The 26022-nt window shown below is 34.8% G+C and carries 25 protein-coding genes, 2 pseudogenes and 1 riboswitch; of the genes and pseudogenes, 15 read left to right on the forward strand and 12 right to left on the reverse strand.

What is annotated here, in order from left to right; all coding sequences use genetic code 11:
* The first annotated feature begins 43 nt into the window (after positions 1-43).
* Both meaB and QYS49_RS08565 read left to right on the forward strand, forming a co-directional pair.
* Positions 44-1048 carry a methylmalonyl Co-A mutase-associated GTPase MeaB gene (meaB, locus tag QYS49_RS08560; protein WP_308351573.1) on the forward strand — a complete coding sequence of 335 codons (1005 nt, stop codon included), beginning with the start codon at positions 44-46 and terminating at the stop codon, positions 1046-1048.
* On the forward strand, positions 1045-3021 hold the full coding sequence (locus QYS49_RS08565; protein ID WP_308351377.1) for a choice-of-anchor B family protein: 1977 nt from the start codon (positions 1045-1047) through the stop codon (positions 3019-3021). The genes meaB and QYS49_RS08565 overlap by 4 nt, the downstream gene beginning before the upstream one ends.
* A gap of 55 nt (positions 3022-3076) precedes the next feature.
* On the opposite strand, the gene QYS49_RS08570 is transcribed toward QYS49_RS08565, so the two are convergent.
* From QYS49_RS08570 to QYS49_RS08595, 6 genes are read right to left on the reverse strand one after another with little or no spacing between them, the layout of a single operon-like run.
* Positions 3077-3784 carry a Dph6-related ATP pyrophosphatase gene (locus QYS49_RS08570; protein ID WP_308351378.1) on the reverse strand — a complete coding sequence of 236 codons (708 nt, stop codon included), beginning with the start codon at positions 3782-3784 and terminating at the stop codon, positions 3077-3079.
* A 3-nt stretch (positions 3785-3787) separates the two neighbouring features.
* Positions 3788-4771 (reverse strand): DUF3667 domain-containing protein, encoded by a 984-nt coding sequence (locus QYS49_RS08575; protein WP_308351379.1) that lies wholly within the window; start codon positions 4769-4771, stop codon positions 3788-3790.
* A gap of 53 nt (positions 4772-4824) precedes the next feature.
* Positions 4825-4983: a C1orf53 family protein gene (locus QYS49_RS08580; RefSeq protein WP_308351380.1), complete on the reverse strand. Its 159-nt coding sequence runs from the start codon at positions 4981-4983 to the stop codon at positions 4825-4827.
* Positions 4980-5369, reverse strand: coding sequence for an acyl-CoA thioesterase (locus tag QYS49_RS08585; RefSeq protein WP_308351381.1), 390 nt, complete (start codon positions 5367-5369; stop codon positions 4980-4982). The genes QYS49_RS08580 and QYS49_RS08585 overlap by 4 nt, the downstream gene beginning before the upstream one ends.
* The gene (locus QYS49_RS08590; RefSeq protein WP_308351382.1) at positions 5366-6415 is read right to left on the reverse strand and encodes a DUF5074 domain-containing protein; all 1050 of its coding nucleotides are present in this window, start codon (positions 6413-6415) and stop codon (positions 5366-5368) included. The genes QYS49_RS08585 and QYS49_RS08590 overlap by 4 nt, the downstream gene beginning before the upstream one ends.
* Before the next feature lies 1 nt (position 6416).
* Entirely contained in the window at positions 6417-8303 is a 1887-nt protein-coding gene (locus QYS49_RS08595) for a TonB-dependent receptor (protein WP_308351383.1), read from the reverse strand.
* A 93-nt stretch (positions 8304-8396) separates the two neighbouring features.
* Positions 8397-8625, reverse strand: a riboswitch (cobalamin riboswitch).
* Positions 8626-8689: 64 nt separating this feature from the next.
* Between QYS49_RS08595 and QYS49_RS08600 the strand changes: the two genes are divergently transcribed.
* Positions 8690-9334: a plasmid pRiA4b ORF-3 family protein gene (locus tag QYS49_RS08600; protein ID WP_308351384.1), complete on the forward strand. Its 645-nt coding sequence runs from the start codon at positions 8690-8692 to the stop codon at positions 9332-9334.
* Positions 9335-9358: 24 nt separating this feature from the next.
* Here QYS49_RS08600 and QYS49_RS08605 read toward each other — a convergent pair whose 3' ends face one another.
* Positions 9359-10255 (reverse strand): LysR family transcriptional regulator, encoded by an 897-nt coding sequence (locus QYS49_RS08605; protein ID WP_308351385.1) that lies wholly within the window; start codon positions 10253-10255, stop codon positions 9359-9361.
* A gap of 106 nt (positions 10256-10361) precedes the next feature.
* Between QYS49_RS08605 and QYS49_RS08610 the strand changes: the two genes are divergently transcribed.
* From QYS49_RS08610 to QYS49_RS08640, 7 genes are all read left to right on the forward strand, one after another.
* Positions 10362-10649, forward strand: a complete 288-nt coding sequence (locus tag QYS49_RS08610; RefSeq protein ID WP_308351386.1) for a hypothetical protein — start codon at positions 10362-10364, stop codon at positions 10647-10649.
* Positions 10650-10660: 11 nt separating this feature from the next.
* Entirely contained in the window at positions 10661-12262 is a 1602-nt protein-coding gene (locus QYS49_RS08615; RefSeq protein WP_308351387.1) for a proton-conducting transporter transmembrane domain-containing protein, read from the forward strand.
* A 59-nt stretch (positions 12263-12321) separates the two neighbouring features.
* Positions 12322-14856 (forward strand): YbcC family protein, encoded by a 2535-nt coding sequence (locus QYS49_RS08620; protein ID WP_308351389.1) that lies wholly within the window; start codon positions 12322-12324, stop codon positions 14854-14856.
* A 281-nt stretch (positions 14857-15137) separates the two neighbouring features.
* Complete coding sequence (locus QYS49_RS08625; RefSeq protein ID WP_308351390.1) at positions 15138-15665, forward strand: DinB family protein; 528 nt, start codon at positions 15138-15140, stop codon at positions 15663-15665.
* Positions 15666-15860: 195 nt separating this feature from the next.
* Complete coding sequence (locus QYS49_RS08630) at positions 15861-16238, forward strand: ArsR/SmtB family transcription factor (protein WP_308351574.1); 378 nt, start codon at positions 15861-15863, stop codon at positions 16236-16238.
* Positions 16235-16867, forward strand: coding sequence for a mercuric transport protein MerTP (merTP, locus tag QYS49_RS08635; protein ID WP_308351391.1), 633 nt, complete (start codon positions 16235-16237; stop codon positions 16865-16867). Before QYS49_RS08630 ends, merTP begins: the two co-directional genes overlap by 4 nt.
* Positions 16868-16918: 51 nt before the next feature.
* Positions 16919-17125, forward strand: a complete 207-nt coding sequence (locus tag QYS49_RS08640; protein WP_308351392.1) for a GDCCVxC domain-containing (seleno)protein — start codon at positions 16919-16921, stop codon at positions 17123-17125.
* 47 nt (positions 17126-17172) lie between these two features.
* Here QYS49_RS08640 and QYS49_RS19080 read toward each other — a convergent pair.
* From QYS49_RS19080 to QYS49_RS08660, 5 genes and pseudogenes are all read right to left on the reverse strand, one after another.
* Positions 17173-17436 (reverse strand): annotated as a pseudogene (locus QYS49_RS19080) (rhodanese-like domain-containing protein); the annotation flags it as partial.
* A 9-nt stretch (positions 17437-17445) separates the two neighbouring features.
* Positions 17446-18675 (reverse strand): annotated as a pseudogene (locus QYS49_RS08645) (MFS transporter); the annotation flags it as partial.
* 72 nt (positions 18676-18747) lie between these two features.
* Positions 18748-19368: a peroxiredoxin-like family protein gene (locus tag QYS49_RS08650; protein ID WP_308351394.1), complete on the reverse strand. Its 621-nt coding sequence runs from the start codon at positions 19366-19368 to the stop codon at positions 18748-18750.
* A 37-nt stretch (positions 19369-19405) separates the two neighbouring features.
* A complete protein-coding gene (locus tag QYS49_RS08655; protein ID WP_308351395.1) occupies positions 19406-20152 on the reverse strand; it encodes a flavodoxin family protein in 747 nt (248 codons plus the stop codon).
* 386 nt (positions 20153-20538) lie between these two features.
* Positions 20539-20859: a tetratricopeptide repeat protein gene (locus tag QYS49_RS08660; RefSeq protein WP_308351396.1), complete on the reverse strand. Its 321-nt coding sequence runs from the start codon at positions 20857-20859 to the stop codon at positions 20539-20541.
* A gap of 133 nt (positions 20860-20992) precedes the next feature.
* On the opposite strand from QYS49_RS08660, the gene QYS49_RS08665 reads away from it, so the two are divergent.
* From QYS49_RS08665 to QYS49_RS08685, 5 genes are all read left to right on the forward strand, one after another.
* Positions 20993-21730, forward strand: coding sequence for an electron transfer flavoprotein subunit beta/FixA family protein (locus tag QYS49_RS08665; protein ID WP_308351397.1), 738 nt, complete (start codon positions 20993-20995; stop codon positions 21728-21730).
* 48 nt (positions 21731-21778) lie between these two features.
* The gene (locus QYS49_RS08670) at positions 21779-22735 is read left to right on the forward strand and encodes an electron transfer flavoprotein subunit alpha/FixB family protein (protein ID WP_308351398.1); all 957 of its coding nucleotides are present in this window, start codon (positions 21779-21781) and stop codon (positions 22733-22735) included.
* A 9-nt stretch (positions 22736-22744) separates the two neighbouring features.
* On the forward strand, positions 22745-23368 hold the full coding sequence (locus tag QYS49_RS08675) for a bifunctional nuclease family protein (RefSeq protein WP_308351399.1): 624 nt from the start codon (positions 22745-22747) through the stop codon (positions 23366-23368).
* Between the two features lie 466 nt (positions 23369-23834).
* The gene (locus QYS49_RS08680; RefSeq protein ID WP_308351400.1) at positions 23835-25250 is read left to right on the forward strand and encodes a CCA tRNA nucleotidyltransferase; all 1416 of its coding nucleotides are present in this window, start codon (positions 23835-23837) and stop codon (positions 25248-25250) included.
* Between the two features lie 50 nt (positions 25251-25300).
* The gene (locus tag QYS49_RS08685) at positions 25301-25990 is read left to right on the forward strand and encodes a tetratricopeptide repeat protein (protein WP_308351401.1); all 690 of its coding nucleotides are present in this window, start codon (positions 25301-25303) and stop codon (positions 25988-25990) included.
* Positions 25991-26022 lie beyond the last annotated feature (32 nt).

A 26022-nucleotide genomic window follows, 5' to 3' on the forward strand; every position in this document is an offset into this window, starting at 1 on the left:
ATTTTAATGATTTACCACCTTAACTTTTGACTTTAAATGGAAGATCAGCTTGAAAAAGAAGAATAGATTATCAATTGAAGAATATAAATCTGGTGTGCTATCAGGAGATAGAGTTGCACTTAGTAGGGCTATCACTTTGGTAGAGAGTACTTTGGATGAGGATAATGAGCTAGCAGCTCAATTAATAGATGAGTTATACCAATATACTGGTAATTCATTTAGGGTGGGAATTACAGGTGTTCCAGGTGTAGGAAAAAGCACTTTTATTGAGTCATTCGGCTCTCATATTCTTGCTGAAGGAAAAAAATTGGCAGTTTTAACAATTGATCCCTCAAGCCAAAAAACTGGAGGTAGCATTTTGGGGGATAAAACTCGGATGGAAAAACTTAGTCAATCTAAGAATGCTTTTATCCGCCCATCTCCATCTGGTGATGCCTTAGGAGGTGTAGCACAAAAAACAAGGGAAAGCATGTTACTTTGTGAAGCTGCTGGTTTTGAAGTGATTTTTGTTGAAACAGTAGGAGTGGGGCAATCAGAAACAGCTGTAAAAAATATGGTGGATTTTTTCCTTTTATTGATGTTGGCAGGTGCTGGTGATGAACTGCAAGGAATTAAAAAAGGTATAATGGAAATGGCTGATACCATTGCTATCAATAAGGCAGATGGAAGTAATATAGAATCAGCTAAAAGAGCAAAAAAAGAATATCAAAATGCATTACATCTATTTCCTGCAAATGAAAATGGATGGATACCTGAAGTTAAAATATGTTCTGCTTTAGAGGATAATGGATTGTCAGATATTTGGCAACTATTAAAGGAGTTTCAATCTCAACAAAAAGAGTCTGGTTTTTTCGATCAAAACCGAAAGGAACAATCCGTCCATTGGATGCATCAAACCATTCATCATTTTTTGAAGAGAAACTTCTACAAAAGTCCAGAAATTAAAGAGAATTTGCTGAAATTTGAAGATGCTGTGAGAAAAGGAGATAAGCACTCCGTTCAAGCGGCTAGAATTTTATTACAGAACTATTTTAATAAACTATCATGACAAAAATATTTACCTTATTTGCTGTTTTAATATCAGTGAATTTAATTGCTCAGACACCTTGCGAAAATGGCGAGGTAGATGGATATCCATGTAATCAAGTAGATTTTTATGCTAACTTAAACAATTCAGCGCTCTCTGGTACCTCTGGTGTTGGGTCTAATGATATTTGGGGATGGACTGACCCGGAAACCAATACGGAATATGTGATAATTGGACAAGACAATGGGACTGTATTTGTTGATATTAGTAATCCTTCTTCACCTGTTGTAATTGGAAGGCTTCCTAGCCACACTGGAAACTCTAGTTCTTGGCGAGATATAAAAGTTTATGATAATCATGCATTTATAGTAGCAGATAATAATTCAGGACATGGTATGCAGGTTTTTGATTTAACCCGGTTAAGAGATGCAGGGAGTTCAATAGTGACCTTTGACAATGACGCACATTACGATGGTGTGTCTAGCGCACATAATGTAGTCATAAATGAAGAAACAGGTTTTGCATACATAGTGGGTGCTAGAGGAGCTGGAAATGAATGCGGACAAGGTGGCTTGCATATTGTGAATATTCAAGACCCTAAAAACCCAGTTTTTACGGGTTGTTTCGATGCCGATGGTTATACTCACGATGCACAATGTGTGATTTATAATGGCCCTGATTCTGATTATCAAGGTCAAGAGATATGTTTTAATGCAAATGAAAACACTGTTACCATTGCTAATGTTGATGATAAAAACAATACTTCTTTAATTGCGAAGGAAGGATATCCACAGTCTGCCTATTCTCATCAAGGTTGGCTTACAGAAGACCATAAATATTTCATATCAGGTGATGAATTGGATGAAGGAAATTCAGTTTATAGAACGCGTACATTAGTTTGGGATGTAAGAGATTTAGATAATCCTGTTTTACTGACCCAATATTATTCTGAAAGGGTAGCCATTGACCATAATCTTTATACAAAAGATGATATGGTATTCCAATCTAACTATACGAATGGATTGGTTATTTTGGATTCAAAAAAGGTGGAAAATGGAAATTTGAGAGAAATAGCCTTTTTTGATACTTTTCCTCAAGGAAACAATACCGGATTTAATGGGTCATGGAGTAATTACCCTTTCTTTGAAAGTGGAATAATTGCAGTTAGCGACATTAGTAATGGTCTATTTTTATTACAGCCTAATATAAAGGATATCATTACCGAACATCCAAATTTTACTGAATGCGGATCAGGCCAAAAAGTAATAAATGTAAGTGTTGATGCGCAATATGAAGTGGATAACTTTCAGTGGCAAATAATCACGGAAAATATCCCAAGTGATTTACAAGAAGGAGATAATTTTTCGGGTATAAACACATCTGAATTAACCATAAACTCAATCACTGAAGATATTGTAAATTCTAAATTCAGATGTAAAGTTCAGCTTTCAACTGGTGAAATTGCTTATAGTTATCCTTCAAGCCAACCCTCTGGTTTGCCTGAACCTTCTTTTACTTTTAATAGATCTGGTGATTTAACGGTAAGTTTCACTAATAAATCTATTAATGCGGATAGTGTTGTATGGGATTTTGGTGATGGTAGTGATTTTTCAAATGAAGAAAACCCTGTTCACATTTATAATGAATTAAAAGAATATACAGTGACACTTACGGGCTTTAATTTCTGTGGTGAGCAGACTATTTCGGAAAATCTTGGTGCTTCAGTATTGAACAATAGACAAGAATTAGGAAAGGATGTTAATATTTACCCTAATCCGGTAAAGGATATATTGAAAATTAAACAGAGTGAAAATTCTAACTTATTAAGTTTTAGAGTTTTAAATATTTCCGGTCATACTGTTTATGAATCAGGAAAACAGTCAGCAATCATAGCTGATAATATAAATACAGCTGAGTGGAAATCTGGAATGTATTTAGTTTTATTAACCTTTGAGGATGGTGGTAGAATAGTGAAAAAAATCATCAAGGAATAAATTATAGATATCTATTTATCATGGAGGTGAAAAGAGAATTTTAATACTGTATGGATTATTCGAATTCAGCAAAATAAAATTCGCTTTTCACCTTTTTTATTCCCTCATTTTCTTCAATCTGATATTCATAAAAGTGCGATTGAATTGATTTTAAATTGATTTTGACTGCATTCTTGAACAGAGGGCCATCATACACAAATGTGTGGAATTCTCCATTTTCTCCGCAAGGGTCAACATCTTTCGGTAATTGAATGAGGGTATCTTGAGTGATGGTTTTACCTATTATTTCCTTGTTTAATTTAGAAGCATCACCAGCACAAATTTTAGTTTGAAAGCCTAAATCTAAAAATTCATTGATCACATTCTTTGTATCTTTTTTCCACAGAGGAAACAAGCATTTTATATCTACTTCGGCCATTTTTTCTTCTCTGTATTTTTTCAAATCCTCAAGAAAAATATCACCAAAAGCAATGTTGCCAATATTTTTTGACTTACAATAATCAGCATATTCTCTCATGACTTGCTCATATGATTTATTGCTTTTACTAGATGGTAAATAACTGATCTTAAGTGGGAGGTTCAAAGAACTTGCTTGAGCTTCAATCAATTCTTTTTTGATCCCGTGCATGCCCACTCTATTAGTGTCTTCTCCAATTACTGTATGCAAGTGGTCTATTTCATATTCATTTGATTGGGTTAAATAATGCAATGCCAAACATGCATCCTTACCTCCACTCCAGCTTAAAGCAATTTTCTTCCTCATTTATTATATCGTTAAAAATGAAATATAGAGCTCAAAAGCAAACCCAAATAGTAAGAGTATAAAATAGAAAAATCCTAAAATGAAAAATTTAAAAACAGATTTTGCCCAACTGTTTTGATAAAGTCTTTTTATTGAAAAAAGTGTATAGAGGCTCACCCAAATAAAACTTATAAAGACTATCCAACCTTCAGCTTTAGAGAAAACACTAATTAATAAAATGGCCAATCCATAAATAAAATAGGCAAATGCATGAAGGTGCAATCCATGGATCAGATGTTCCATAAAATACCTTTTCTTCATAAATAAGAGATAAAGTATAAAAGCAAAAATTGGGAGAAAGAAAAACATCATCAAAGGCAGATTTCTAATGGCCTGATAAGTAAACATAGAAGAATTTAGTAAAAATGACCTTTTATACTTTGCTGGAATACCTTCGATATTTCCACCTACTTTATTTAGGTTCGCTTCGAATTCCTCATCACTCAAAGTTTCATCTTCAGCCCAATATTTTAGGGTAGCCCATTTATTAATTGAATCTTCCTTTTTCGCTACTTTATTCTGTTCTGCCTTTATAATCAGTTGTTGAACTTTAGCACTGTCGAGTTCTTCAACTTTTAGAGAATCCATCATAGGTTTTTGATTGACAATAGATCTTAAAACTGAGTCAGTCAAATCTTTAGGAACGGTAAGACTAATCATAAAAAAATAGAAAAGGGAAAAAATTAAATACAACCTAATGGGGTTGATGTATCGCCTTCTTTTCCCTTCATTAAAAGCCTTGGTAAGCTTTCCTGGCCTGAAAATGAAGGGGTTTAAGGTTTTGAATAAGATTGTATCAAAACTCAGATAATTAGAAAAGAAGTCTTTCAAAAATGCACCTAAAGCTAGTTTTTTATCGGAATTTTCTTGCCCGCAATTAGAACAAAAGTTTTGGTCAGTTTCTAATTGCTCACCGCAATTAAGACATTTTTGCAATTTTTCTTTCAATTTTTCTTTCAGTTAGCTTATCACGAAAGTAAAAAATAAAATGAAACTTTGTGTTATTTTTTTGCTTTCACATTTTTATACTGGAAGGGGCAATGTCTGCATTTATTTCCACAGCAATAACCTCTTTTTAAATGATATTTTTCAGTGAAAACGAAAAAGCCATTTTCCATATAAAAATCATCGTTCTCTATTTTTAAATTTTTTGCACTCATGTAATTAAAATTGGTTTCTTATTTTCATCTATAGCTACCATAGTAAAACAGCCTGAAATGGATTTTTCTCTGTGGTTGGAATACATTTCTTCTGTAAAAACATCCACTCTAACCTCTAAACTGGTATTACCTACTTTTTCTATTTGACCAACTAATTCCACTATGGTTCCAGCAGGAATTGCTTTATTGAAGTCAATTTTATCACTGCTAACCGTCACCATTTTCTGTCTTGAATAACGGGTGGCCGTAATAAAAGCCACCTCGTCCATCCATTGAAGGGCAGTTCCTCCAAATAGCGTATCATAATGATTAGTCGTATTTGGAAAAACTGCCTTGGTTACTTTTGTAATGGCGTTATCTGCCTTATTTCCTTTAGTTACAATCATCTATCTCTTTCGATGTTAAAAGAAAATTGAGTAGGGGCAATTCCAGACTCAAATGTATCCAGTAGTTCTCCTTCTGCATCATAGCGAATCACTAGGCCTTCACTCGAAAAATCTAGGGCGTCACCTAAGTAAAAATCTCCTGAAACTGGATCAACAGCGAAAGCATAAGGAGTTTGCATTTCAACCTCAATTCCTGTTGAGCTAATACTATTATCTGAAATATTTAAAAATGAAATTTCACTACCCGAGTAAAAATAGATAGCACCTTCATGTGAGTCAATATCACCTAATACTGAATTATCCAGTTCAATTTGATTTGCAATGCCTGTTAAAGATGCACTTAATTGTATCAAGTTTCCGCTAGTGCAAACCACCCAAACATTGCCGTTATCATCTTCTGTTATTTCTTTTGGGCTGCTTGGAACCTCAAGAGTTTCTTCTATTTGTAAGTTATCAAGATTGATAATAGATATTTCGCTAATGCTTCCATCAAAGGATGCGTGGCTTACAATAAGTTTGTTGTTTTTAATAAAAAGATGTTCAGGATATTCCTGAGTTTCAATACGGTCTACTAATTCATTTGTACTTAAGTCTACAACAAATATTTCACTATTCGTTAACGCAAAATTTTCATTGTAAGGGCCCCAATTTGCAATAAAGGCTAAGCCATCCAATACAGCAATATCCCTTGGTTTATCTAATTCAGGGAAACTGATTTTTGCTTCTGATTTTAAGTTTGAAGTCATTATATCAATGGAATTACTTCCGTTCAATACACTGTAGATTCTGTCATTATTATTATCCACTAAAATATTTTGTTGAACATCTCCAATAAAGCTGCTGTTTTGACCTCTGTAAAGTGAAGCATTATAATCATAAGATTCAGGATCATAATTACCAATGGTTGCATTATTGCTTCCAAATGCCCCTTCATGATATACGTAAACTCCTGCTGTTTTGAGTTCTATATCCTCAGTGTCATCACAAGCTGAGAAAATGAATAGTGCAACAATTAAGTTGATTAAAATTGAATAATTCTTTGTCATGTTAATTAAATTTAAATTTTCGGGTTATACTGAGTTGATAATTTCTACCAGGCATTGCATAGCCTGAGTAGAGGAAATATTCTGAGTTAAATAAATTCTTTGCTTTGACTGATAATTGCCAAGAAGTTGATTGCCAGTTCAATCCAAGATCGGATAATAAAAATGGCTGAAGGGAAAATAAATCTGAGTTATTATTGGTAGTGTAAACTTTTCCAGTCCATCGCTGGAAAATATCTAATGAAAAATTCATCCAAGAAACGGAAGCAGATGCATTTGCTTTATGTAAAGGCGTATAGATTAATTGTTTGCCAACCTCATTAGTGTTCGTTTCACTTTCCAAAACTCTGGATTGCGTATAGCTATATTGCAAATCTAACTCAAACCATAATTCATTATAAATAGGGAAATGAATTCCTGCTGTTGTTTCAATCCCTTTTGCCAGTACTTTTTTTATGTTTCTAGGTCGCCATTGATTGTTTTCATCTGGTATCCACTGAATCCAATTATCCACCTCATTATGATAAGCGGTCACCGAAAAGTCTACTTTGGTTTTATCCCAATTATGATTTGAATGAATAGACGCTTCTTTATTCCATGCTGTTTCTGAATTCAGTTCCGGATTTCCGGCTTCGTTCCAGAACCGATCATTTAAAGTAGGAAGTCTGTAGTTGTAAGAAGTATTTAATTTAAGATCGAGTTGATGATTTTCAGTTCTGAATAGTTGATGTGAAATCCCCGCATACGGAGAAATTGGAATATTAACTTCTGGTACCAATTGTTGTCTCAAATGCACGGCATAATCAAAGTTCCTCCATATTTCTCCTTTAAATAAAGCACCTAAACTATAGCGTTGTTCAGTGGCACCACCGCCTGCGTAATTTTGATTTTTCGCATCAATATAATTGTATCGAGCTGATAATTTTAGCTGATGTTTAATGGAGATTTGATATTTATAGTCAGCGAAGCTTTCCCATCTATCTACTTTATAATAAGAAATAGCCTGGTTCAATCGATAATCCATTTCATCCATGAAGTAGCCAGTCCCAATAGTTAGACTGCTTTTTTCTCCCATTTTTTCAAAGTTAAGATGTGTCCTTAGGTTTTGATCTGTTTGCTCGTTTACATCTCTGGTAGATCCTATTGGAGGTTGAATTTCCCTGAAGTTGTCATTATACCAAATCGCTAATTTTATTTTTTCAGTATTTCTGATTTTATAGCCGATGCTTTGGTTTATCCCCCATCTTTTAAATCTTGCATTATCCTGTTTTTCACCAGTTTGTAAAATTTCAAAATCATTTTTGGCTTTTCCCCAATATAACTTAGTGTCATAAGCCCATTTGCCGTTACTGCCATTTGCATTTACATTACTATTTAACAATCCAAAACTACCGATTTGCTGCCCGATAGATAATCTATTTCCTTTTTTGAATGAAAGTGGATTTTCCAATAAAACAGCACCACCAAATGCACCACTTCCTCCCATGCTGCTGCCACTTCCCGGAATGATGGATATTTCAGAAATGGCTTGAGAGGGTATTAAAGAAAAATCAGTTTGGCCTAGTGTGAAACTATTGATGTTGAAATTGTCCCAAAGCACTGCGGTTTGGCTGGCATTGGTGCCGCGGAAGGCTATGGTTGTGAGCATTCCATTTCCGTATTCCTTGAAATAAATACTGCTGTTCTGCTTTAAAATTTCGCTAATATTAGCGCCATCGTAGAAATTCAGTGTTTTGGCTTTGGGCAAAATAATAGTATTACCATGCAAAAATTGTTTTTCAAAATGGCCTTGCACAGACACTTCTTCTAACACAGGAATACTGTCCTGATGGTTTTGTGCCCATAGTTCATTGGAGAACCATAGCAATAAAAATAAAGCACCTAATCGCATAAAATTGAGTTTAATGCGACCACGGTCAAAATCAGATGTAAAAAAGTTAGCTTATAGCTTTCGTACATTCCTGACCTTTCACCCGAAAGTCGAAAATAGTTATGAGCTATGGCAGGTCTCCTGACTCGTCCGTTGAAGTTGCGGCCTTCCCATCAGCCGAAAGGCTAACAGTGGCAAGGGTAGTGCACTTCAATTAAAAATGGACTTACAGTTGCGGGGACAGTTTCGGAATATTGGTCTCAAAAATTAAAACCAAGCACCGAATTCCCTTTTAATTCTGAAGGAATGAAATCCAACAGAAACCATAATTCTTCAACAAATGTAGGGGAATGAAATCTGAAATCAAATTTTAATTCTTTAACTTTATTAATTAAAATGTTTGCGCAGTGAAAATAGTACCTATGTATCCTGACCCCTACAAGCTCAAAATCCATTTGGAGCATACGGATATATATAGAATAGTTTTAGTACCCTCCTTCATTAATATGCTTCAACTTCATTTGGTTTGCCAAGAAGCTATGGGTTGGATGATGGCACATTTATTCACATTTACAGATAAAAAAGGATCTACAGCTAGAATTAAGGCAGGCTTACCAATTGAAGATTTACCATTTTTATCAGGACCTAAGGAAATAAAAGCAGATAAAGTCAAGTTAAATGAATTTCATGAGATCACGGGTGGAAAATCGTTTTGGTATTGGTATGATTTCGGAGATGATTGGTGGCATAAAATAAGTTTCCAAAAACCTACTAAAAAGGACTTGGAATTATATAGTGGTACTCCAGTTTGTTTAGATGGAAAAAAAGCTTGCCCACCTGAAGATATAGGTGGAGTAGATGGTTATTTGCACTTCTTGAAAATTATAAATGAAAATACCCAACCTGATAAAGACGAATTAATGGATTTTTATGGCTTTATGGAAGGAGATGTTTTTGATCCAGAGTTTTTTGAAATTGACTTTATTAACGAGGAACTGACGGAAATAATGGAATGGGATGAATGGAATAAAACGGCTGACGATTTTATTTGATATTAGAGAAAGTAATGGAGTTAATCATTTATATTCCTGATACCATTGAAACTTCTCATCAAGAATTTCATTTTTCTTAAGTCTTATAAAATCCAGATAAGCTTGAGCAACGGGTGAAATTCTTTTTCCTTTTAGCCAAATTAATCTCCATTTCGTTGTTACTGGTAAATCCTCAGTAGGTAAAATATATAGTTGCTTATTTAATAATTCGTTTTTAATCCCAATTAAAGGCATAATAGAATTACCTAATCCTGCGATAACGGCTTGTTTTACAGCCTCATTAGATGTAAGCTCTAATCTCTTTCTAGACTTTGAATTATGTGTTCCATAATAGTGTTCCATCGCACTTCTTGTGGCAGAGCCTTCCTCCCGGTAAATCAAAGGCATACTTTCATTTTGCTGTGCTTCGCTACTCACTAAATATAATTTATTATCGATTAAGAGTTCTTCTTCTATATCTAATAAATCAGGAATTACGCTTACAAGGGCGAAATCAATTTCGTTATTTTTTAAGCTTTGAATTACTTTAGTTTTATTGGTAACATCTAAAACCAAATCAATTCCAGAGTTTTTGGACAAGAATTCTTCAAGGAAAAAAGGAATTACATATTTTCCTGTGGAGGCGGAAGAAATTTTCAGTTTTCCTGTCATCATTCCACTATAGGCCTCCGTTTTATAATTTATATTATTCAATTCTTCTATTACACGCTCCGCAATTAGGGCAATTTCTTTACCGAAATCTGTTATGAATAATTTTCTTCCTACAACCTCATATAATGGTATGTCGAATTGATCTTGAAAGTTTTTTAGCTGGATGGAAACTGCTGGCTGTGACATAAATAGTTCTTCCGAAGCTTTAGTGATGCTTTGTTTTTGGACCACTTTTAAAAATATCTGTAGCTGATGTATAGTGTAATGCATAATAATATTTTATGGTTTACATTAAATATATAAATAAAAATATATGAAAAATGTTTGCCAAATTTGTGTAAATAATTTCATAAAACATTAAACAACAATAAAAATTATGGAACAAGTTTTAATTAACAAGCAAGAAAAAGACCTACTAAGAGGTGAGTATTCGGCTGAGGAAGCAAAAGAGATTATTTCAAATTTCATTACTCAGAAAATCAATTTTCATAATATGAGGAATTTTAGATCACAAGTAAGATATGAAAAACCAGATGAAAATTCTTTGAAAAGAATAGAGGAGCTTAAGGAAAGTAGAAAATCAATAATGGAATTAATTAATACTGCCAAAGAAGAAGGCAAAATGCTTAAAATCGATTCAACCATCACCATTGAATTAATTTAAAACTGTAAATCATGACCAAAGAACTAATCATAAGCACGGTTTTTCTATCGCCACTTTTATTTACACTTATCGCCATTTTATCATGGTTTATGAGCGGCTTAAGGCCTAAAAAATTGATATGGGTAAGTAAAATCTCCATTTATGCAGGTGTACTTATGGCCATATTTTCTGCCGTGATGGTATATCAATATGGATTATTGGAGAGCAATAGTATAGGCTATAATGGTCTTGGATTATCCATACGATTAGATGCTTTAAGTGTATTGATCTTTACCATGATTAATCTCATCTCTTTTATAGTGATGCGGTTTAGTTTCAATTATATGGATGGCGATAATAGACAAGGGGTTTTTATAGGGAGATTAGCCGCTACTATTGCCTCCGTACAATTGTTGGTGCTATCAGGAAATGTAGGTTTACTGTGGATTTCTTGGGTTCTCACAAGTATTTCTTTGCATCGATTACTTATTTTTTATTCTGAAAGACGCAGATCTAAACTGGCAGCCAGGAAAAAATTTATTGCGGCCCGATTGAGTGATTTATTCCTACTAGCTGCTGTTATCTTGATTTTTAACCAATTCGGTACAGGAAATTTAGAAGAAGTCATAACCGGAATAAAAAGTTTTGCTAACAATGTCCCATTTAAAATAGAATTAGCGGCTATTTGTATTGTGTTGGCGGCTATCTTAAAATCCGCTTTATTTCCAACTCATGCATGGCTTGTAGAAGTAATGGAAACACCAACTCCTGTTTCTGCATTACTGCATGCAGGTTTATTGAATGCTGGCCCATTTTTAGTGGCAAGAATGTCATTTATAGTGGTGGAAACCACCTATGCGCCTCTACTACTGATTATTTTTGGTGGTATAACAGCCATATTTGGCTCCATTGCTTATATGACTCAATCTTCGGTGAAGACAGCTCTTGGTTATTCCAGTATTTCTCACATGGGTTTTAGTTTATTGCTTTGTGGATTTGGAATTTATGCTGCAGCCATGTTGCACTTGGTGGCACATTCTTTCTATAAAGCGCATGCATTTCTTTCTTCGGGTAGTTTTATTGATGTTAAAAAAGCATCCAAAATATCGCTGCCAGCAAGAAAAGCTAACCCACTTGTGCTTTTAACAAGTATAGGGCTTGCTTTTACAATTTTTGGAATAATGGCATATGCTTGGGGCATTAACCCAATAGAGGAATTGTCATTATTGGTGATAAGCTGCATTATAGTGATGGGATTATCATTATTAATAGGTACTGCTTTAGATTCTTATGAAAGCAGGAGGTTGATTCCAAGAGTGGTCTTAATGGCTGCTCTTGTTGCCTTTGCATTTTTCAGTTTGGAAACGCTAATGGGCGCCATTTTGAAATCCCAAATCCCCGTAATTATGCAACCTTCTACTGCAGTAGTAATTTTATTGTTTTTTTGGTTGATTGTTTTTGCAGGATTGGTGCTTATTCAAATTTTTTCACCTTTTATGAAAAACTCCACTATTTGGAGGAAATGGGCCATTCATTTTAGAAATGGTCTCTATGCAAATGTACTATATGACCGTTTGGTAGGAGCCCTTTATGTGAAAGCTTCTAAACCTGGAATCATGAAAGGATATGAATAAGTATAGTGATTTTTAACTATTTATTTAAAAACAATTTTTGTGTATTTAAACAATTTGAAATGTTAAATAAAATCAAGGATTCTGAAATCAATTTAATGAAAACTTCAATAAGTAAGACCTTAAATGAAGCTTCTAAAAAAATTGCACCTTTATGGCCTTTGGAGAATTTTGTTGCTGTAAACCCTTATTTGGGTTTGAGTGATCATTCTTTCGAATCCATTGCTCAACGATTATCTTTTACTGCAGGTATCAAGACAACTATGCCGCTAAGCTACTATTTGGATATTATAGAGCAAGAGAAGATATTGATGGAGGATTTAGAAATAGCATTAAATCAAAAATTCCCCCATGAAAATAGAAGTGCAAAATCATTTATTGAAGAACTGAAAAGGAAAGAATTTAAAAGTTTAAGTACTTTTCAAATTAATACGGTTGCAGAACTGGCTAAGAAAATAAGCACTGCCAATTGGCCCGATTTCATGTTAGACTGTATTTCTTCATGGGCGGCTTCTTATTTTGATGAAGCTCAAAGTCAGTGGAATTCTGAGGGGCAAACTATAGATTTATTTTCCGCTTGGAAAATTGAAGCAGAAACGAATCGATCACCATCTTTGATGGGGCTAAAAGGATTCCATAAGCTGATAAAAGAGCTACCAGATAATCATATTGAAGCCGCAACTATTGCACTTCATCATTTGGAAGTGGAGGAGAAGGCTCTGCCAATTTATTTACACAGTTTATTGCTAAAGGTAGGAGGTTGGTCATCTTACATTGCGCATTTTGATTGGGATGCTAAGCGATACGGTCGCGAAGAGGAAAGATTAAGTGAATTCTTAAGTGTTTTAATCTGCTGGGAATATGGGATTTTTAATGCACTGCAAAACCCGGTTTTGGAAAGCCAGTGGAAAAAGGAAAAGCTGGAAATGCTTAAATTTAATGATTCAGAAATCCATCATTCGGACTTATCGGATTTAATTATATTACAAAATGCTTATGACTTAACTGCCCAAAGGCGATTAATCAAAAAGTTTAAGAAAAAAGATTCTTCCAATCTAGAAATAGTTAAACCTAAAGTTCAGGCTGTTTTCTGTATTGATGTTAGGTCAGAAGTTTATCGTAGAAATCTGGAATCAGTGGCACCTGAAATTGATACTTTGGGCTTTGCTGGTTTCTTTGGTTTCCCAATAAACGTAAGGAAAATTGGCCACGATCAAGGATATGACCAATGTCCAGCTTTAATTCCTTCAGGCTATACTGTAAAGGAGCAGTTGCTTGAAAAGAATCAAAATGATAAAGTAGTTTTAAGAAGAAAACTTAACAGATTGTTCCATTTCTCATGGAAGTCCTTCAAATCAAGTGCTATCAGTTCTTTTGGTTTTGTAAGTCCTATTGGATTGTCTTTACTGCCTAAACTTTTTACCGATTCTTTTGGGATTACTAGACCCGTGCCGCATCCACAAAAAAATGGACTAAGTAAGGAAGAGCAAGAAAATTTATCGATGGATATCGACAGCAGTCCAGATGAATTGAATACCGGAATTCCTCTGGCAGACAGAGTTAATATGGCAAAAGGAGCCCTTCAGGCAATGTCATTAACAGAAAATTTTGCAAGAGTTGTGATGATAGTAGGTCATGGTTCTACTTCAGTCAATAACCCACATGCTTCTGGTTTGGATTGTGGTGCTTGTGCTGGTCAATCAGGTGAGGCCAATGCAAAAGTGGCTTCCATTATCTTAAATGATAATGAAGTAAGAAAGCAACTTGCTGAACAAAAGATTATCATCCCTGACTCTACCTATTTCTTAGCTTGTCTGCATGATACCACCACTGATGAAGTCTCTCTTTTTAATACAAGTCAAGTTCCTTCTTCTCATCAGGAAGATTTAGAAAATATTAAGGACAGAATATCAAAGGCTGGAAAAGCTACACGTGCTGAAAGGATTTTAAGAATGAATATGAGAGATGGAAAGGATGTTGATTCATTTATAAAATTAAGAGCCAAAGATTGGTCGCAAGTAAGGCCAGAGTGGGGACTAGCAGGATGTTCTTCTTTTGTGGTGGCGCCTCGTTCCATAACCAAAGGAGTTAACCTGGAAGGGCGTTCGTTTTTACATTCTTATAATTGGAAGGATGATCAAGGGTTTAAGGTCTTGGAAGCTATAATGACCGCACCAATGATTGTGACTAGCTGGATAAACCTACAATATTATGCCTCCACAGTGGATAATAAACATTTTGGATCAGGAAATAAGACTTTACATAATGTGACTTCAGGAATTGGTGTTTTAGAAGGATTTGCAGGAGATTTAAGATCAGGGCTGCCCATGCAATCTATTCATGATGGGGTGAACTATCAACATGAACCATTACGATTAAGTGTCGTAATTAATGCACCTAAAGAAGCCATGATCAAAATTTTGGAAAAACATGAATCAGTAAGGAATCTTTGTGATAACCAATGGATTTTTCTTCTGGCCATGAATGATGATGGAGAAATAACCGATGTGTATGACGGAGATTTTATGTGGAGAAAGTTGAATTCAACAGAGCTTGTTAATAAGCAAAATGAAAAAATGGTTGAAGAGTATGCTTAATAGTAATTAATATTATTTTCAGAATTTTAGGTTGTAATTTGGGGCTTCTTTATTGATTTAATGAGGCCCTTTTTTTATTCTTTCTTTTTTTGATAAAATAAAGTACAGTGTAAATGTCATAATATAATTCACTTAAAAATAAATAGCGGAGTATTTAGGTTGATTTTCCTGGTGTCTTTCTAATTGAAAATGAGAATTGCATTTGTTTGACTTAATAAATCTGTCTTAAATTTTCATACCTTCATTTTTAATTATTCTTTTACCCGCAATATTGATTTGACATGAAAAATCTTATAAAAGGAATTTGCCTTCTACTAACTTTTTCCTTCACCATAATGGAAGGAAAAGCACAAGACTATTTTCAAGAGGAATATCCCAAGGTTTGGGAACGAACTACTGCCTATTCCCGAACGATTGCGGAATCTATGCCAGAGCAGCTTTATAATTTTAAAGTTTATCAGGATGGCATGAGTTTTAAAGAACAGCAATTGCACATAGTAGGAAATATCAGTTTTCTATGCCGTCATATTACTGGAGAGTACAAAAACTTTTATTCAAGAGATGAGATAAAAGGGCTTAGCAAAAAGCAGGTTTTGCAGATTTCAGATGTAGCATTTAGCTATGTGGCAGATTTAATTGAAAGCACAAAACCTTCAGTGCTTTCTCAAAAAGTAATGTTTAAGGGAACTGAAATGACCAAAATGAATATATTTTACCTGATTAGAAGTCATGCAATTCACCATTTAGGACAATCCATTATTTATTTGCGCATGAATGATATTGAGGCGCCTGAGTATGTGGGGTGGTAAATGTTTTTTTTAATTTCTAACTGATTGATGTTTCAATCCATCTCTTCAAATAATACCTGATTTCCCTAATTATTGTAAGACCCTGGATTTCAAGAAGATTTCATTCAGACAGTTTCAAAATTATATTTAAGTATTTGCTTAAATAATAAAATTAATTAAATTTGAATGAGTCATGAAATAGCAAACAATATAATCATGGATAAAAATCAATCATGTATAAGGGTATTGGCTGATGAGGTGCAAATTCAACAATGCAAGGAAAATCTGGAAGAAAATAATGAATCATTTGGTAAGCTAAGTAGCATTCTGAATTTGGCTGGCAATGAGGTGAGATTGAAAATTCTATACCTTTTAGAGCAAGAAGGTCAATTATGCCCATGTGATCTTTCCGATATTTTAGGAATGAGTATTCCAGCAATATCTCAGCATATCAGGAAAATGAAAGACCGAAATATCATAACAGGAAAGAGAAGCGGGCAAACAATCTTTTATTCTATTAATGAAGAGCATTTAGGGCTTCTAAAACCCTTGTTTAAGGAAATTAGAGTTAGTGACCAAAAAGAATTGATATGAACTCGAAAGAAAACTCAAATATTGACTCTAATAGTAACAACAAATTATTAGGTGCAGGATTAGTATCGGCAATTACAGCATCTCTATGCTGTATTACCCCGGTTTTAGCCCTGGTTTCAGGTGCATCCGGTATCGCCTCTGCTTTTTCATGGTTAGATCCTTTAAGACCTTTTCTGATAGGAGTGACCATATTGGTTTTAGCATTTGCCTGGTATCAAAATTTGAGGCCCAGAACTGAGGAGGAGATAGCTTGTGCGTGCGAGGAAGGTGAAAAATCGAATTTTTGGCAAAGCAAGAAGTTTCTCGGAATTGTAACTGTTTTTGCCGTAGTGATGATGGCTTTCCCTTTATATGCCGATATGTTTTATTCTTCTCAGGATAAAAAACAGACGATTGTGGTAGAAAGTGATAATCTGCAAACTGCCACTTTCGAAATTAAAGGAATGACCTGTAATAGCTGTGCTTCGCACGTAGAAAATGATGTCAACAAATTGGACGGCATAGTGGGAGTAGATGCGAGTTATGAAGATGCTGATGCCACAGTAAAATATGATAAATCAAAAGTAAGCAGCGAGGAGATTGAGGCTGTGATAAACGGCACAGGTTATATAGTAATCAGTCAGAAATAGTATTTTTTTGGCTTTTATATTTAAGAAGTTGCTTAAATAAATTAATTAGAAATGGAAGTAATATTAGAATCAACGATAAAATGTCCCAATTGTGGGCACGAAAAAACAGAAGAAATGCCAACAGATGCTTGTCAATTCTTCTATGAGTGTGAAAATTGTAAAACAGTTTTGAAGCCAAAAGCTGGCGACTGCTGTGTGTATTGTAGTTATGGAACAGTGGATTGTCCTCCAATTCAACAAAACAAAGATTGTTGTTAATGAGAAAGCGTCTGACAATAACTAACCGTCAGACGCTTTTTTTAACATCAGGCCAACCACTTATTCGTTCCACCACATAACCAAATAGCACTCAAACCGGCTTCTTTTAATGTTTTAGCTCCTTCAGCTGAGCGCCCACCGCCTTTTCCACAAACTGTTACATAATAGGTGTTTTTATCCAATGTTGAGATTTTTTCACTTAGCTCACCTAATGGAATATTGATTGCCTCTGGAATATGAGCAGTTTCATATTCATCCTTATTTCTAACATCTATAATTTGAATAGCTTCATTTTTATTTAATGCTTCTTTTAGCTCCTCTGGTTCTAGGCAGTCCTTTGTTTGCTTGATGTTGGCCGGCATTCGGAATTTGATAATTAAAGAAGACATAATAGTCAGCCCTGCAATAGTTAGAATCGCATATTCTATCCCAAATAAATCAGCCATTACCCCTGAAATGATAGCACCAAATGCATACCCTAAATCTCTCCAAAGCCTAAAGGTACCCACACTTTCAGCTCTTTGTTGTGGACTGGTTGCCTGTGCAATGGTGGATAAAAAAGTAGGATAAACCAAGGCAGTTCCCAAACCTAAAATGGCAGATAAGCCCGCTAAAACGGTAAAACTGCTGCTGTACGGAATAAACAGTATAGCAATACCTTGCATTAGCATACCCCAGAACAGCATCCCTTTTTTGGAATAATGATCGGACATTTTACCGGTAAATAACTGACCAATTCCCCAGACGGTAGGATAGATAGCAGTGATTATACCAATATTTTCATTGTCATAATTCAATGAAAAAAGCACCATCGGTAAAAGCCCCCATATCATCCCGTCATTCAGGTTATTGATTAGACCTGCCTGCGTGACAGAGCTTAAGGTTTTGTTTTTGAAAGTGGTTTCTAAAAAGATATTTTTCAAATGCACGGTTATGTCAGTCCCGCTTTCTTTATTTACATGACCTCGGGTATCTTTCACCCAAAGTAATGTTAAAAGAAAACCTACAATTGAAAGGAAGATTCCAATGTAAAAAGGATAGGGTGTGATGCCATAACTATTCGCAACATAACCTGTGATGAAAGCCATAATACCTACAGCGAAATATCCGGCAAACTCATTTAATCCCATGGCGAATCCTCGGTCTTTTTCGCCTACTAGGTCAATTTTCATCACTACAGTACTGCTCCAGGTCAATCCCTGACTTAATCCTAACAAAATATTAGCGATTATGACGAATGTCCAGCTTGGCGCATAAATCAGCATGAAAGGAACAGGGATTGCCAATAACCATCCAAAGAGGAGGAGATTTCTCCTACCAAATTTATTGGCCAATTTTCCTGTATAATAATTGGCAATGGCTTTACTAATACCAAAAGCTGTAATAAAAGTCAGAATAGCCGATTTGGATGCAATCCCGAATTCCACTTCAGCAAATTGCGGGAATATACTTCTTTCCATCCCCACCATACCGCCAACAAAACCGTTGACGATCACCAATAATGTAAACTGCTTCCAGTTTTCTCTAAGTCCTAATTTTATATTATCCATTGATAATTAATTTCCAAACAGGCAAAGTTCGAAAAATTTTGAGGACTGTTATGTAACAATTATTATATTGTTTTATATTTTGTCTAAAGCCTTCATTATTTCCTCTGCACTTGCTCTTTTTTTATAGTCTCTATCGAAATGTCTCCAAGCAACTCTTCCATCTTGGTCAATGATAAAAGTTGCAGGTACAGGAATTCTTTTTGAATTGTCTGAATGTGCATTTTCTAAATCAGCATCCAGGCGAGTGTCATAGAGCTCAATCAATTGTTCTTTTGGGACAAAGGCCACATCGAAATCTTCACTGATTTTGTAATTTTTATCGTAAAGCAAAGTGAATTCAGCTCCTGTTTGAGATTTTGTCTTTTGAAGATTCTCCTGCTTTTCAGGTGAAACTGCTATCACTTTAGCACCTTTGTTTTTTATTAAATCTAAGTTTTCCTGCAACTGACTTAGGTGATGATTGCACACTGGACACCATTGACCTCGATAAAACAGTAAAACTACAGGGCCTTCTTTCAAGGAAGTTTTTAAATTGAATGTATTGCCATCAGCATCTGTAGCAATAAAGTTTTCAACAGTTTCGCCTACCGCTTTTCCTTCTACTTCTTCCACGGTTTTATGTTGTGCATTTGCAGAGAAAGCAAATATGAAGAAAGTCAGTATTATTAGTGAGTTGTGTTTTATGTTTCTCATCTGTAATTTTTTTTCTATTATCTTAAATCTTTTAAAATTATCTATACTCTGGATTCGGGTTGTCTTTATGTGTTGAAGCATCCCATTCCGTTCTTTGATTGCCATGTGCTGGAATTCCATTATTATCCTTCAGCATTTTAGCCATATGCATTAAATTCCAAGTCATGAAAGTGGTATTTCTATTGGTAAAATCATTCTCAGGCCCGCCACTTCCTTCATCCATATAGGATGCACCTGGTCCTGCTTCACCTACCCATCCTGCATCTGCTTGTGGAGGAATTACATAGCCCAAATGCTGCAAACCATACAAAGTACTCATGGCAACATGTTTGATGCCATCTTCATTTCCGGTCACCAAACAGCCGCCTACTCTTCCGTAATAAGCATATTGCCCATGCTCGTTGGTTTCCCCTGAAAAGCCATATAGTCTTTCAATCACCTGAGTGGCAACCGAGGATTTTTCTCCCAACCAGATAGGTGTACCAATTATTAAAATATTAGCATCCATTACCTTTTTTTGAATGGCAGGCCAGTCATCTTTATCCCAACCATGCTCGGTCATATCAGGGTAAACCCCAAAAGCTATATCATGATCAACCGCTCTGATGATATCTACATGAATCCCATTATCTTCCATGATTTGTGCAGACATACTTATCAGTCCAGAGGTATGCGATTTTTCAGGTGATTTCTTTAAAGTACAATTGATAAAAACGGCTTTTAAACCGCTGAAATCTGTTTTATTTTCTTTATTAAGTTGTGATTGATAGCTGCTGAGTTTCATAGTTTATAATTTATTTGCCCTAAGAAAAAGAATTTGTTCTTAATGAAATGTTTAATAGGTGACACTTGTATTGTTTTTAACTCTAATAATCAATTTAAAGTTATGAGGATAAGGGAAATGAAAATTATGTGATTTTAACTGTAATTATAATTCAATTTTTTAATTGATTTGCAACGATTAAGTACCTTATTTGTCATAAAAAAATGTAAAGAATAAAAAGTATTAGTTACTCACTATAGATTGTATTTCATTCACGTATACAACTACCTTGTCGGCTGCCTGCATCGCATGTAAAATTTTAAGTTGAAAACACTTGAAAGAGGGCGCAATGTAAGTTACCTACTCAAGAGCGGTAATTCTTAATTACTAATTATTAATTCATCACACTACTCTTCAAATTGAAAATTCATATAAGCATTTTGTAATTCCCTCAGAGCATGATGTTCACCATTTTTTTGAGCAAGCGCAATTCCTTTTTGGTAAATTTCTTCCGCTTTATCTCTATCAAAGAATTCTGCATATAAAGCTGCTGCATGATAGTAAGTTCCGATGTAGTTTTCATGCTTTTCTAGCAGTTCATCGAAAAGTTCCTTGGCTTTTTGTGGTACTTCTTCTTTAAATTCTGTAGCCAAAGCATAGATTATAAAGGGATCATTGGGAGATTCTTCTCGAAATTTTTGAAGTTGTGCTATTCTATCTTCATTCATTAGTCGGATTCAGTTTTTATTTTTTTCAATTATACTTAACTTCGGGCTTTAATATCAGTTATACTTTATAAATCTTCAAATTGTCTTCAACAAAAAGTGTTTTAGGCAATGAACCATAAACTCAATATATTTTATGAAAATATTAGTTTGCATAACGCATGTGCCAGATACAACGGCAAAGATTTCCTTTAAGGATGATAATACAAAATTTAATTCAGACGGAGTACAATTCATCATTGGCCCATATGATGATTACGCTTTAGCAAGAGCCGTTGAATTAAAAGAAGCTACTGGAGGTACAGTTACCGTATTAAATGTTGGGGGTGCTGAAACAGAACCTACTATCAGAAAAGCATTAGCAATTGGAGCTGATGATGCTATCAGAATTGATGCTGAACCAACGGATTCATTTTTTGTAGCAGAGCAAATAGCAAACCATGCAAAAGATGCTGGTTATGATTTAATCATGATGGGTAGAGAATCCATTGATTTTAATGGTGGTATGGTGCACGGAATGGTAGGTGAATTATTAGGCTTGCCCGCTATTTCTCCAGTAATGAAATTGGATATCGAAGGACAAACTGCTAAGTTAGCTCGTGAGATTGAAGGAGGTAAAGAATATTTAGAATTAGAATTACCTTTCATTGCAGGATGCCAAGAGCCAATTGCTGAATGGAAAATTCCTAATATGAGAGGAATCATGTCTGCTAGAAGTAAAAAGCTAGAGGTAGTAGCTCCATCAGATTCTTCTGAAGCGGTGAAATTACAGAAATACGAATTGCCGCCTGCTAAAGGAGATGTGAAAATGATTGATGCCGACAATGTAGAGGAGTTGGTGAAATTGTTGAAAAACGAGGCTAAAGTTATTTAATAACTGAAAAGTCGATTAATCATTGTTGAACGAAATTATTAGAAAGAAATGTCAATATTAGTATTTATAGAACACGCAGAAGGCGAAATTAAAAAATCATCTCTTGAGGCAGTATCTTATGCTGCGGCAATGGGAGAGGATGTAACGGCAATCGCTTTAGGTCCAGTAGATGAGTCAGTTTTGAAAGTGGCTGGAAAAGCAGGAGCTTCAAAAGTTTTGCACGCTGCAGACGAGAAATTAGAGAAAGGATTAATTCAGCCATATGCAAAGGTAATTGCACAAGCAATGGAAAAAGAAGGAGCGAAAACTTTAGTTCTTGCTAAATCTTCTTTAGGTGATCCGGTTGCTGCTAGAATTGCAGCTAAATTGAAAGCAGGATTTGTTTCTAACGTAGCTGATTTACCTGATACTTCGAGCGGATTTACAGTGAAAAGAAGTATTTATACGGGTAAAGCTTATGCTAATGTGGAAATGACCACAGAAAATAAAATCATTGGTATCAAGAAAAATGCTGTAGAGTTGAAAGAAGATGGGGGAGATGCTTCAGTTGAAGCTTTTGAGCCAACTTTGGATGATGCTGATTTCGCAGTAAAAATCACTTCTCAAGATAAGCAAGAAGGTGAAATCTTATTACCGGAAGCAGAAATTGTAGTTTCAGGTGGTAGAGGAATGAAAGGACCTGAAAACTGGGGAATGATAGAAGATTTAGCGAAAACTTTGGGAGCAGCTACTGGATGTTCAAAACCAGTTTCTGATATCGGTTGGAGACCTCACCATGAGCACGTAGGACAAACAGGAGTTAAAGTTTCTCCTCAGTTGTATGTTGCAATTGGTATTTCTGGAGCTATTCAGCATTTAGCGGGAGTGAATTCATCTAAATATATTTTAGTGATTAACAAAGATGAAGAAGCACCGTTCTTCTCAGCAGCAGATTATGGTATTGTAGGAGATGCTTTTGAAGTAGTTCCTAAGTTAACTGAAGCATTAAAAGCAGCACAAAACTAAAATTCACTTGTGGATAAAATCAAATTAGAAATATTAGGTTTATCGTCTAGTCAGTCGCAATCAGGTTCTTTTGCCTTAGTTTTAGGTGAAACACCTGGTAGTAGAAGACTTCCGATTATCATTGGGATGTTTGAAGCACAAGCTATCGCTATTGAAATAGAGAAGATTGTGCCCAACAGACCTATGACACATGATTTATTCAAATCCTTTGCACACAGTTTTAATTACACAGTAAAAGAAATTGTGATTTCAGATTTGAAAGAAGGTGTGTTTTTTGCCAAAATCGTTTGCGATAACGGCATGGAAACGGTAGAAATAGATAGTAGACCTTCCGATGCCATTGCAATAGGTATTCGTTTTGATGCACCTATTTACACTTATGAGAAAATCATGTCGGAGGCAGGAATAGTACTTTCAGACGAGAAAGAAGACGAAGATATTTCTGAGTTGAAAAAGCCGGTTGAAAAATCATCTTCACCAGGATCGTCATCAACTCCAACCTCAAAATCCGATTTCGACAAATTGAAAAATATGCCGATGGATAAATTGAATGAGTTGTTGGATAAAATGATTCAAAGTGAGGATTATGAGAAAGCCGCTAAAATCCGCGATGAAATAAATAGAAGGAATTAAGAAATATATTCTTAGATCATTTAATAAATAGCTTTGCCATTATTGGTGAAGCTATTTTTTTTATTGAAACTTCGATTCAATAGGGCAAGATTTCTGCCTCCGCAGGAATGACGCACTGATTAGATTTCTTTAATTAATTTGGAACAGTATACCACAGATAAATTGCTTGTGTTTTTTTCTTAAAGGCTAGAAAAGACCGTCATTCCTGCAAAGGCAGGAATCTATCCATTTTAATTTTCAATTAAAATATAATGATGGCTTATCCCTTGAATAAGAAGATCCACCTAACGCCAAACTCTTCCACATCAAATAATCTCTAAAAAAGTATAATTTAAGCTTAAAATACTTCTCAATTTCATACTCTTATCATCAAATTATACTAAATTTACGATCACTTAATACGAAGCCTTTATTTATTCTATTGAGTTTTCAATACTTGGTAAAAACATCATCCTAAGTAGTAATAATGAATTTCTCTGCACTTCTTGCACAACATCCAGTTTTTGAGTTAGTAAAAAAAAGCGCACAATCGCTTGGGATTGAAGCCTATGTAGTAGGTGGGTATGTACGCGATTTAATCTTAAAAAGACCATCAAAAGATATTGATTTTGTATGCGTGGGGAGCGGAATAGAATTAGCTAAAGAAGTAGCTGCCAATATTGGTTCCAAGAAGAAATTTCAAGTATTTAAAAATTTCGGAACTGCCAGTATCCATCATCAAGATTTGGAACTGGAGTTCGTTGGCGCAAGAAAAGAATCTTACCAAAGAGAAAGCCGCAAACCCATAGTGGAGGAAGGAACCCTTGAAGATGACCAAAATAGAAGGGATTTTACGATTAATGCTTTAGCTATAAGTTTAAATGAGGAAAATTATGGAGCGCTAATTGATCCTTTTGGTGGAGTAAAAGACTTAAAGAAAAAGCTAATTAAAACACCATTAGAGCCAGATGTTACTTTTTCAGATGATCCCTTGAGAATGATGAGAGCAATTCGTTTTGCTGCTCAATTGAATTTCGATATTGCTCCTAAAACTTTTGATAGCATTATTAAAAATGCTGAAAGATTAAAGATTATTTCCGCTGAACGCATTACAGATGAATTGAATAAAATCATTTTAACAGAGAAACCTTCTTATGGTTTTAAACTACTCTATCATGCTCAATTGTTAGATAAATTCTTTCCGGAAATGATAGAATTACAAGGCGTAGAGGAAAAGAATGGATTTAAGCATAAAGATAATTTCTATCATACTTTGCAGGTATTAGATAATACAGCGGAATATGGTGGGGATCTCTGGTTGAGATGGGCGGCCATTTTACACGATATTGCAAAACCTGCAACCAAAAGATTTAATCCGAAGCAAGGATGGACATTCCATGGCCATGAAGATAAAGGTGCTCGAATGGTGCCTAAAATTTTCAAGAGAATGAAGCTGCCACTGAACGAAAAAATGAAGTATGTGCAAAAGCTCGTATTACTTCATTTAAGACCGATCCCTTTAGTCAGGGATAATATCACAGATAATGCAGTTCGAAGATTACTTTTTGAAGCAGGTGATGATATTGAAGATTTAATGACCCTTTGCCGTGCGGATGTCACCTCAAAGAACATGAATAAAGTCAAGCAATTTCGAGCTAATTTTGATAAGGTAGAGCAGAAAATGAAAGAAGTGGAGGAAAATGACCAAGTCAGGAATTTTCAACCTCCCATTAGTGGAGAAGATATCATGAAGGCTTTTGATTTATCCCCTTGCAAAGAGATTGGAATTATTAAAAGTGAAATAAAAGAGGCGATTTTGGATGGTAAAATTCAAAATAATAAGGAAGAAGCCTATGAATTTATGCTTGGCATTGGTCGAAAACTTAATTTAAAAGCTGTATAAAAAATTAATTGGCACAGTATTAGTAAACACATTAATATAAAAAAATGAATATGCGAAATTTTACTCAAAAAATAGTTCTGTCGGTTTTTGCTTTACTATTGGTATTTAATTTTGATTTAACAGCTCAAAATGAAGCTGAAATTGAAAGAGCTAAGCAGAAGTACAGTAGATCAATTAAATACAATGATTTTGCTGTTGCTAAAAATGCTATATATGATTTACTGATTTTAGAGCCAAATAATACCTCATACCTAGATTCATTGGCCTATATGTATTTTGAGTTTAATCAATTTGCATCTGCAGCTTTAGTGGGCAGGGATGCTTTGAAGAATAATCCAAATAATCAAATGATGTTGCAAATCAGTGCTAAAAGCTTGGATCAATTAGGTGCTTTGGATCAATCCTTGAAAATGTATCAAAAGCTTTATACTATTTCTGATGATGGCTTTGTATTATTTGAAGTAATTCAAAAACAATATGACCTGAAAAAATATGATGACGCTATGATTAATTCAGAGTTATTGTTGGGTAAAAGAATAGTTGAAGGCAGTCGGGTTTATGCGAAAGACCAGAATGGAAATGAAATTGAAGTTCCTTTTAAGGCCGTCATCAAAAACTTACAAGGAATGATTGCAAGAGGACAGGGAGATGAGGAATCTGCAAAAAAATACTTTAATAGTGCATTAAATTTAGCGCCAAACTACGCTTTACCAAAAGAAAATTTGAATCCTAAAGACTAATGTTTTTATTTACTAATTGATTTAAGTGGAAT

Source organism: Marivirga salinae (assembly GCF_030503855.1).
Classification (GTDB): domain Bacteria; phylum Bacteroidota; class Bacteroidia; order Cytophagales; family Cyclobacteriaceae; genus Marivirga; species Marivirga salinarum.

Bases quoted from the DNA above. Each gene is read 5' to 3' on its own strand.
- QYS49_RS08595 (WP_308351383.1), bottom strand. From the start codon at position 8,303: ATGCGATTAGGTGCTTTATTTTTATTGCTATGGTTCTCCAATGAACTA.
- QYS49_RS08665 (WP_308351397.1), top strand. From the start codon at position 20,993: ATGAAAATATTAGTTTGCATAACGCATGTGCCAGATACAACGGCAAAG.
- QYS49_RS08620 (WP_308351389.1), top strand. From the start codon at position 12,322: ATGTTAAATAAAATCAAGGATTCTGAAATCAATTTAATGAAAACTTCA.
- merTP (WP_308351391.1), top strand. From the start codon at position 16,235: ATGAACTCGAAAGAAAACTCAAATATTGACTCTAATAGTAACAACAAA.
- QYS49_RS08565 (WP_308351377.1), top strand. From the start codon at position 1,045: ATGACAAAAATATTTACCTTATTTGCTGTTTTAATATCAGTGAATTTA.
- QYS49_RS08630 (WP_308351574.1), top strand. From the start codon at position 15,861: ATGGATAAAAATCAATCATGTATAAGGGTATTGGCTGATGAGGTGCAA.
- QYS49_RS08685 (WP_308351401.1), top strand. From the start codon at position 25,301: ATGCGAAATTTTACTCAAAAAATAGTTCTGTCGGTTTTTGCTTTACTA.
- QYS49_RS08625 (WP_308351390.1), top strand. From the start codon at position 15,138: ATGAAAAATCTTATAAAAGGAATTTGCCTTCTACTAACTTTTTCCTTC.
- QYS49_RS08680 (WP_308351400.1), top strand. From the start codon at position 23,835: ATGAATTTCTCTGCACTTCTTGCACAACATCCAGTTTTTGAGTTAGTA.
- QYS49_RS08585 (WP_308351381.1), bottom strand. From the start codon at position 5,369: ATGATTGTAACTAAAGGAAATAAGGCAGATAACGCCATTACAAAAGTA.
- QYS49_RS08670 (WP_308351398.1), top strand. From the start codon at position 21,779: ATGTCAATATTAGTATTTATAGAACACGCAGAAGGCGAAATTAAAAAA.
- QYS49_RS08610 (WP_308351386.1), top strand. From the start codon at position 10,362: ATGGAACAAGTTTTAATTAACAAGCAAGAAAAAGACCTACTAAGAGGT.
- QYS49_RS08605 (WP_308351385.1), bottom strand. From the start codon at position 10,255: ATGCATTACACTATACATCAGCTACAGATATTTTTAAAAGTGGTCCAA.
- QYS49_RS08650 (WP_308351394.1), bottom strand. From the start codon at position 19,368: ATGAGAAACATAAAACACAACTCACTAATAATACTGACTTTCTTCATA.
- QYS49_RS08580 (WP_308351380.1), bottom strand. From the start codon at position 4,983: ATGAGTGCAAAAAATTTAAAAATAGAGAACGATGATTTTTATATGGAA.
- QYS49_RS08655 (WP_308351395.1), bottom strand. From the start codon at position 20,152: ATGAAACTCAGCAGCTATCAATCACAACTTAATAAAGAAAATAAAACA.
- QYS49_RS08660 (WP_308351396.1), bottom strand. From the start codon at position 20,859: ATGAATGAAGATAGAATAGCACAACTTCAAAAATTTCGAGAAGAATCT.
- QYS49_RS08615 (WP_308351387.1), top strand. From the start codon at position 10,661: ATGACCAAAGAACTAATCATAAGCACGGTTTTTCTATCGCCACTTTTA.
- QYS49_RS08590 (WP_308351382.1), bottom strand. From the start codon at position 6,415: ATGACAAAGAATTATTCAATTTTAATCAACTTAATTGTTGCACTATTC.
- QYS49_RS08640 (WP_308351392.1), top strand. From the start codon at position 16,919: ATGGAAGTAATATTAGAATCAACGATAAAATGTCCCAATTGTGGGCAC.
- QYS49_RS08570 (WP_308351378.1), bottom strand. From the start codon at position 3,784: ATGAGGAAGAAAATTGCTTTAAGCTGGAGTGGAGGTAAGGATGCATGT.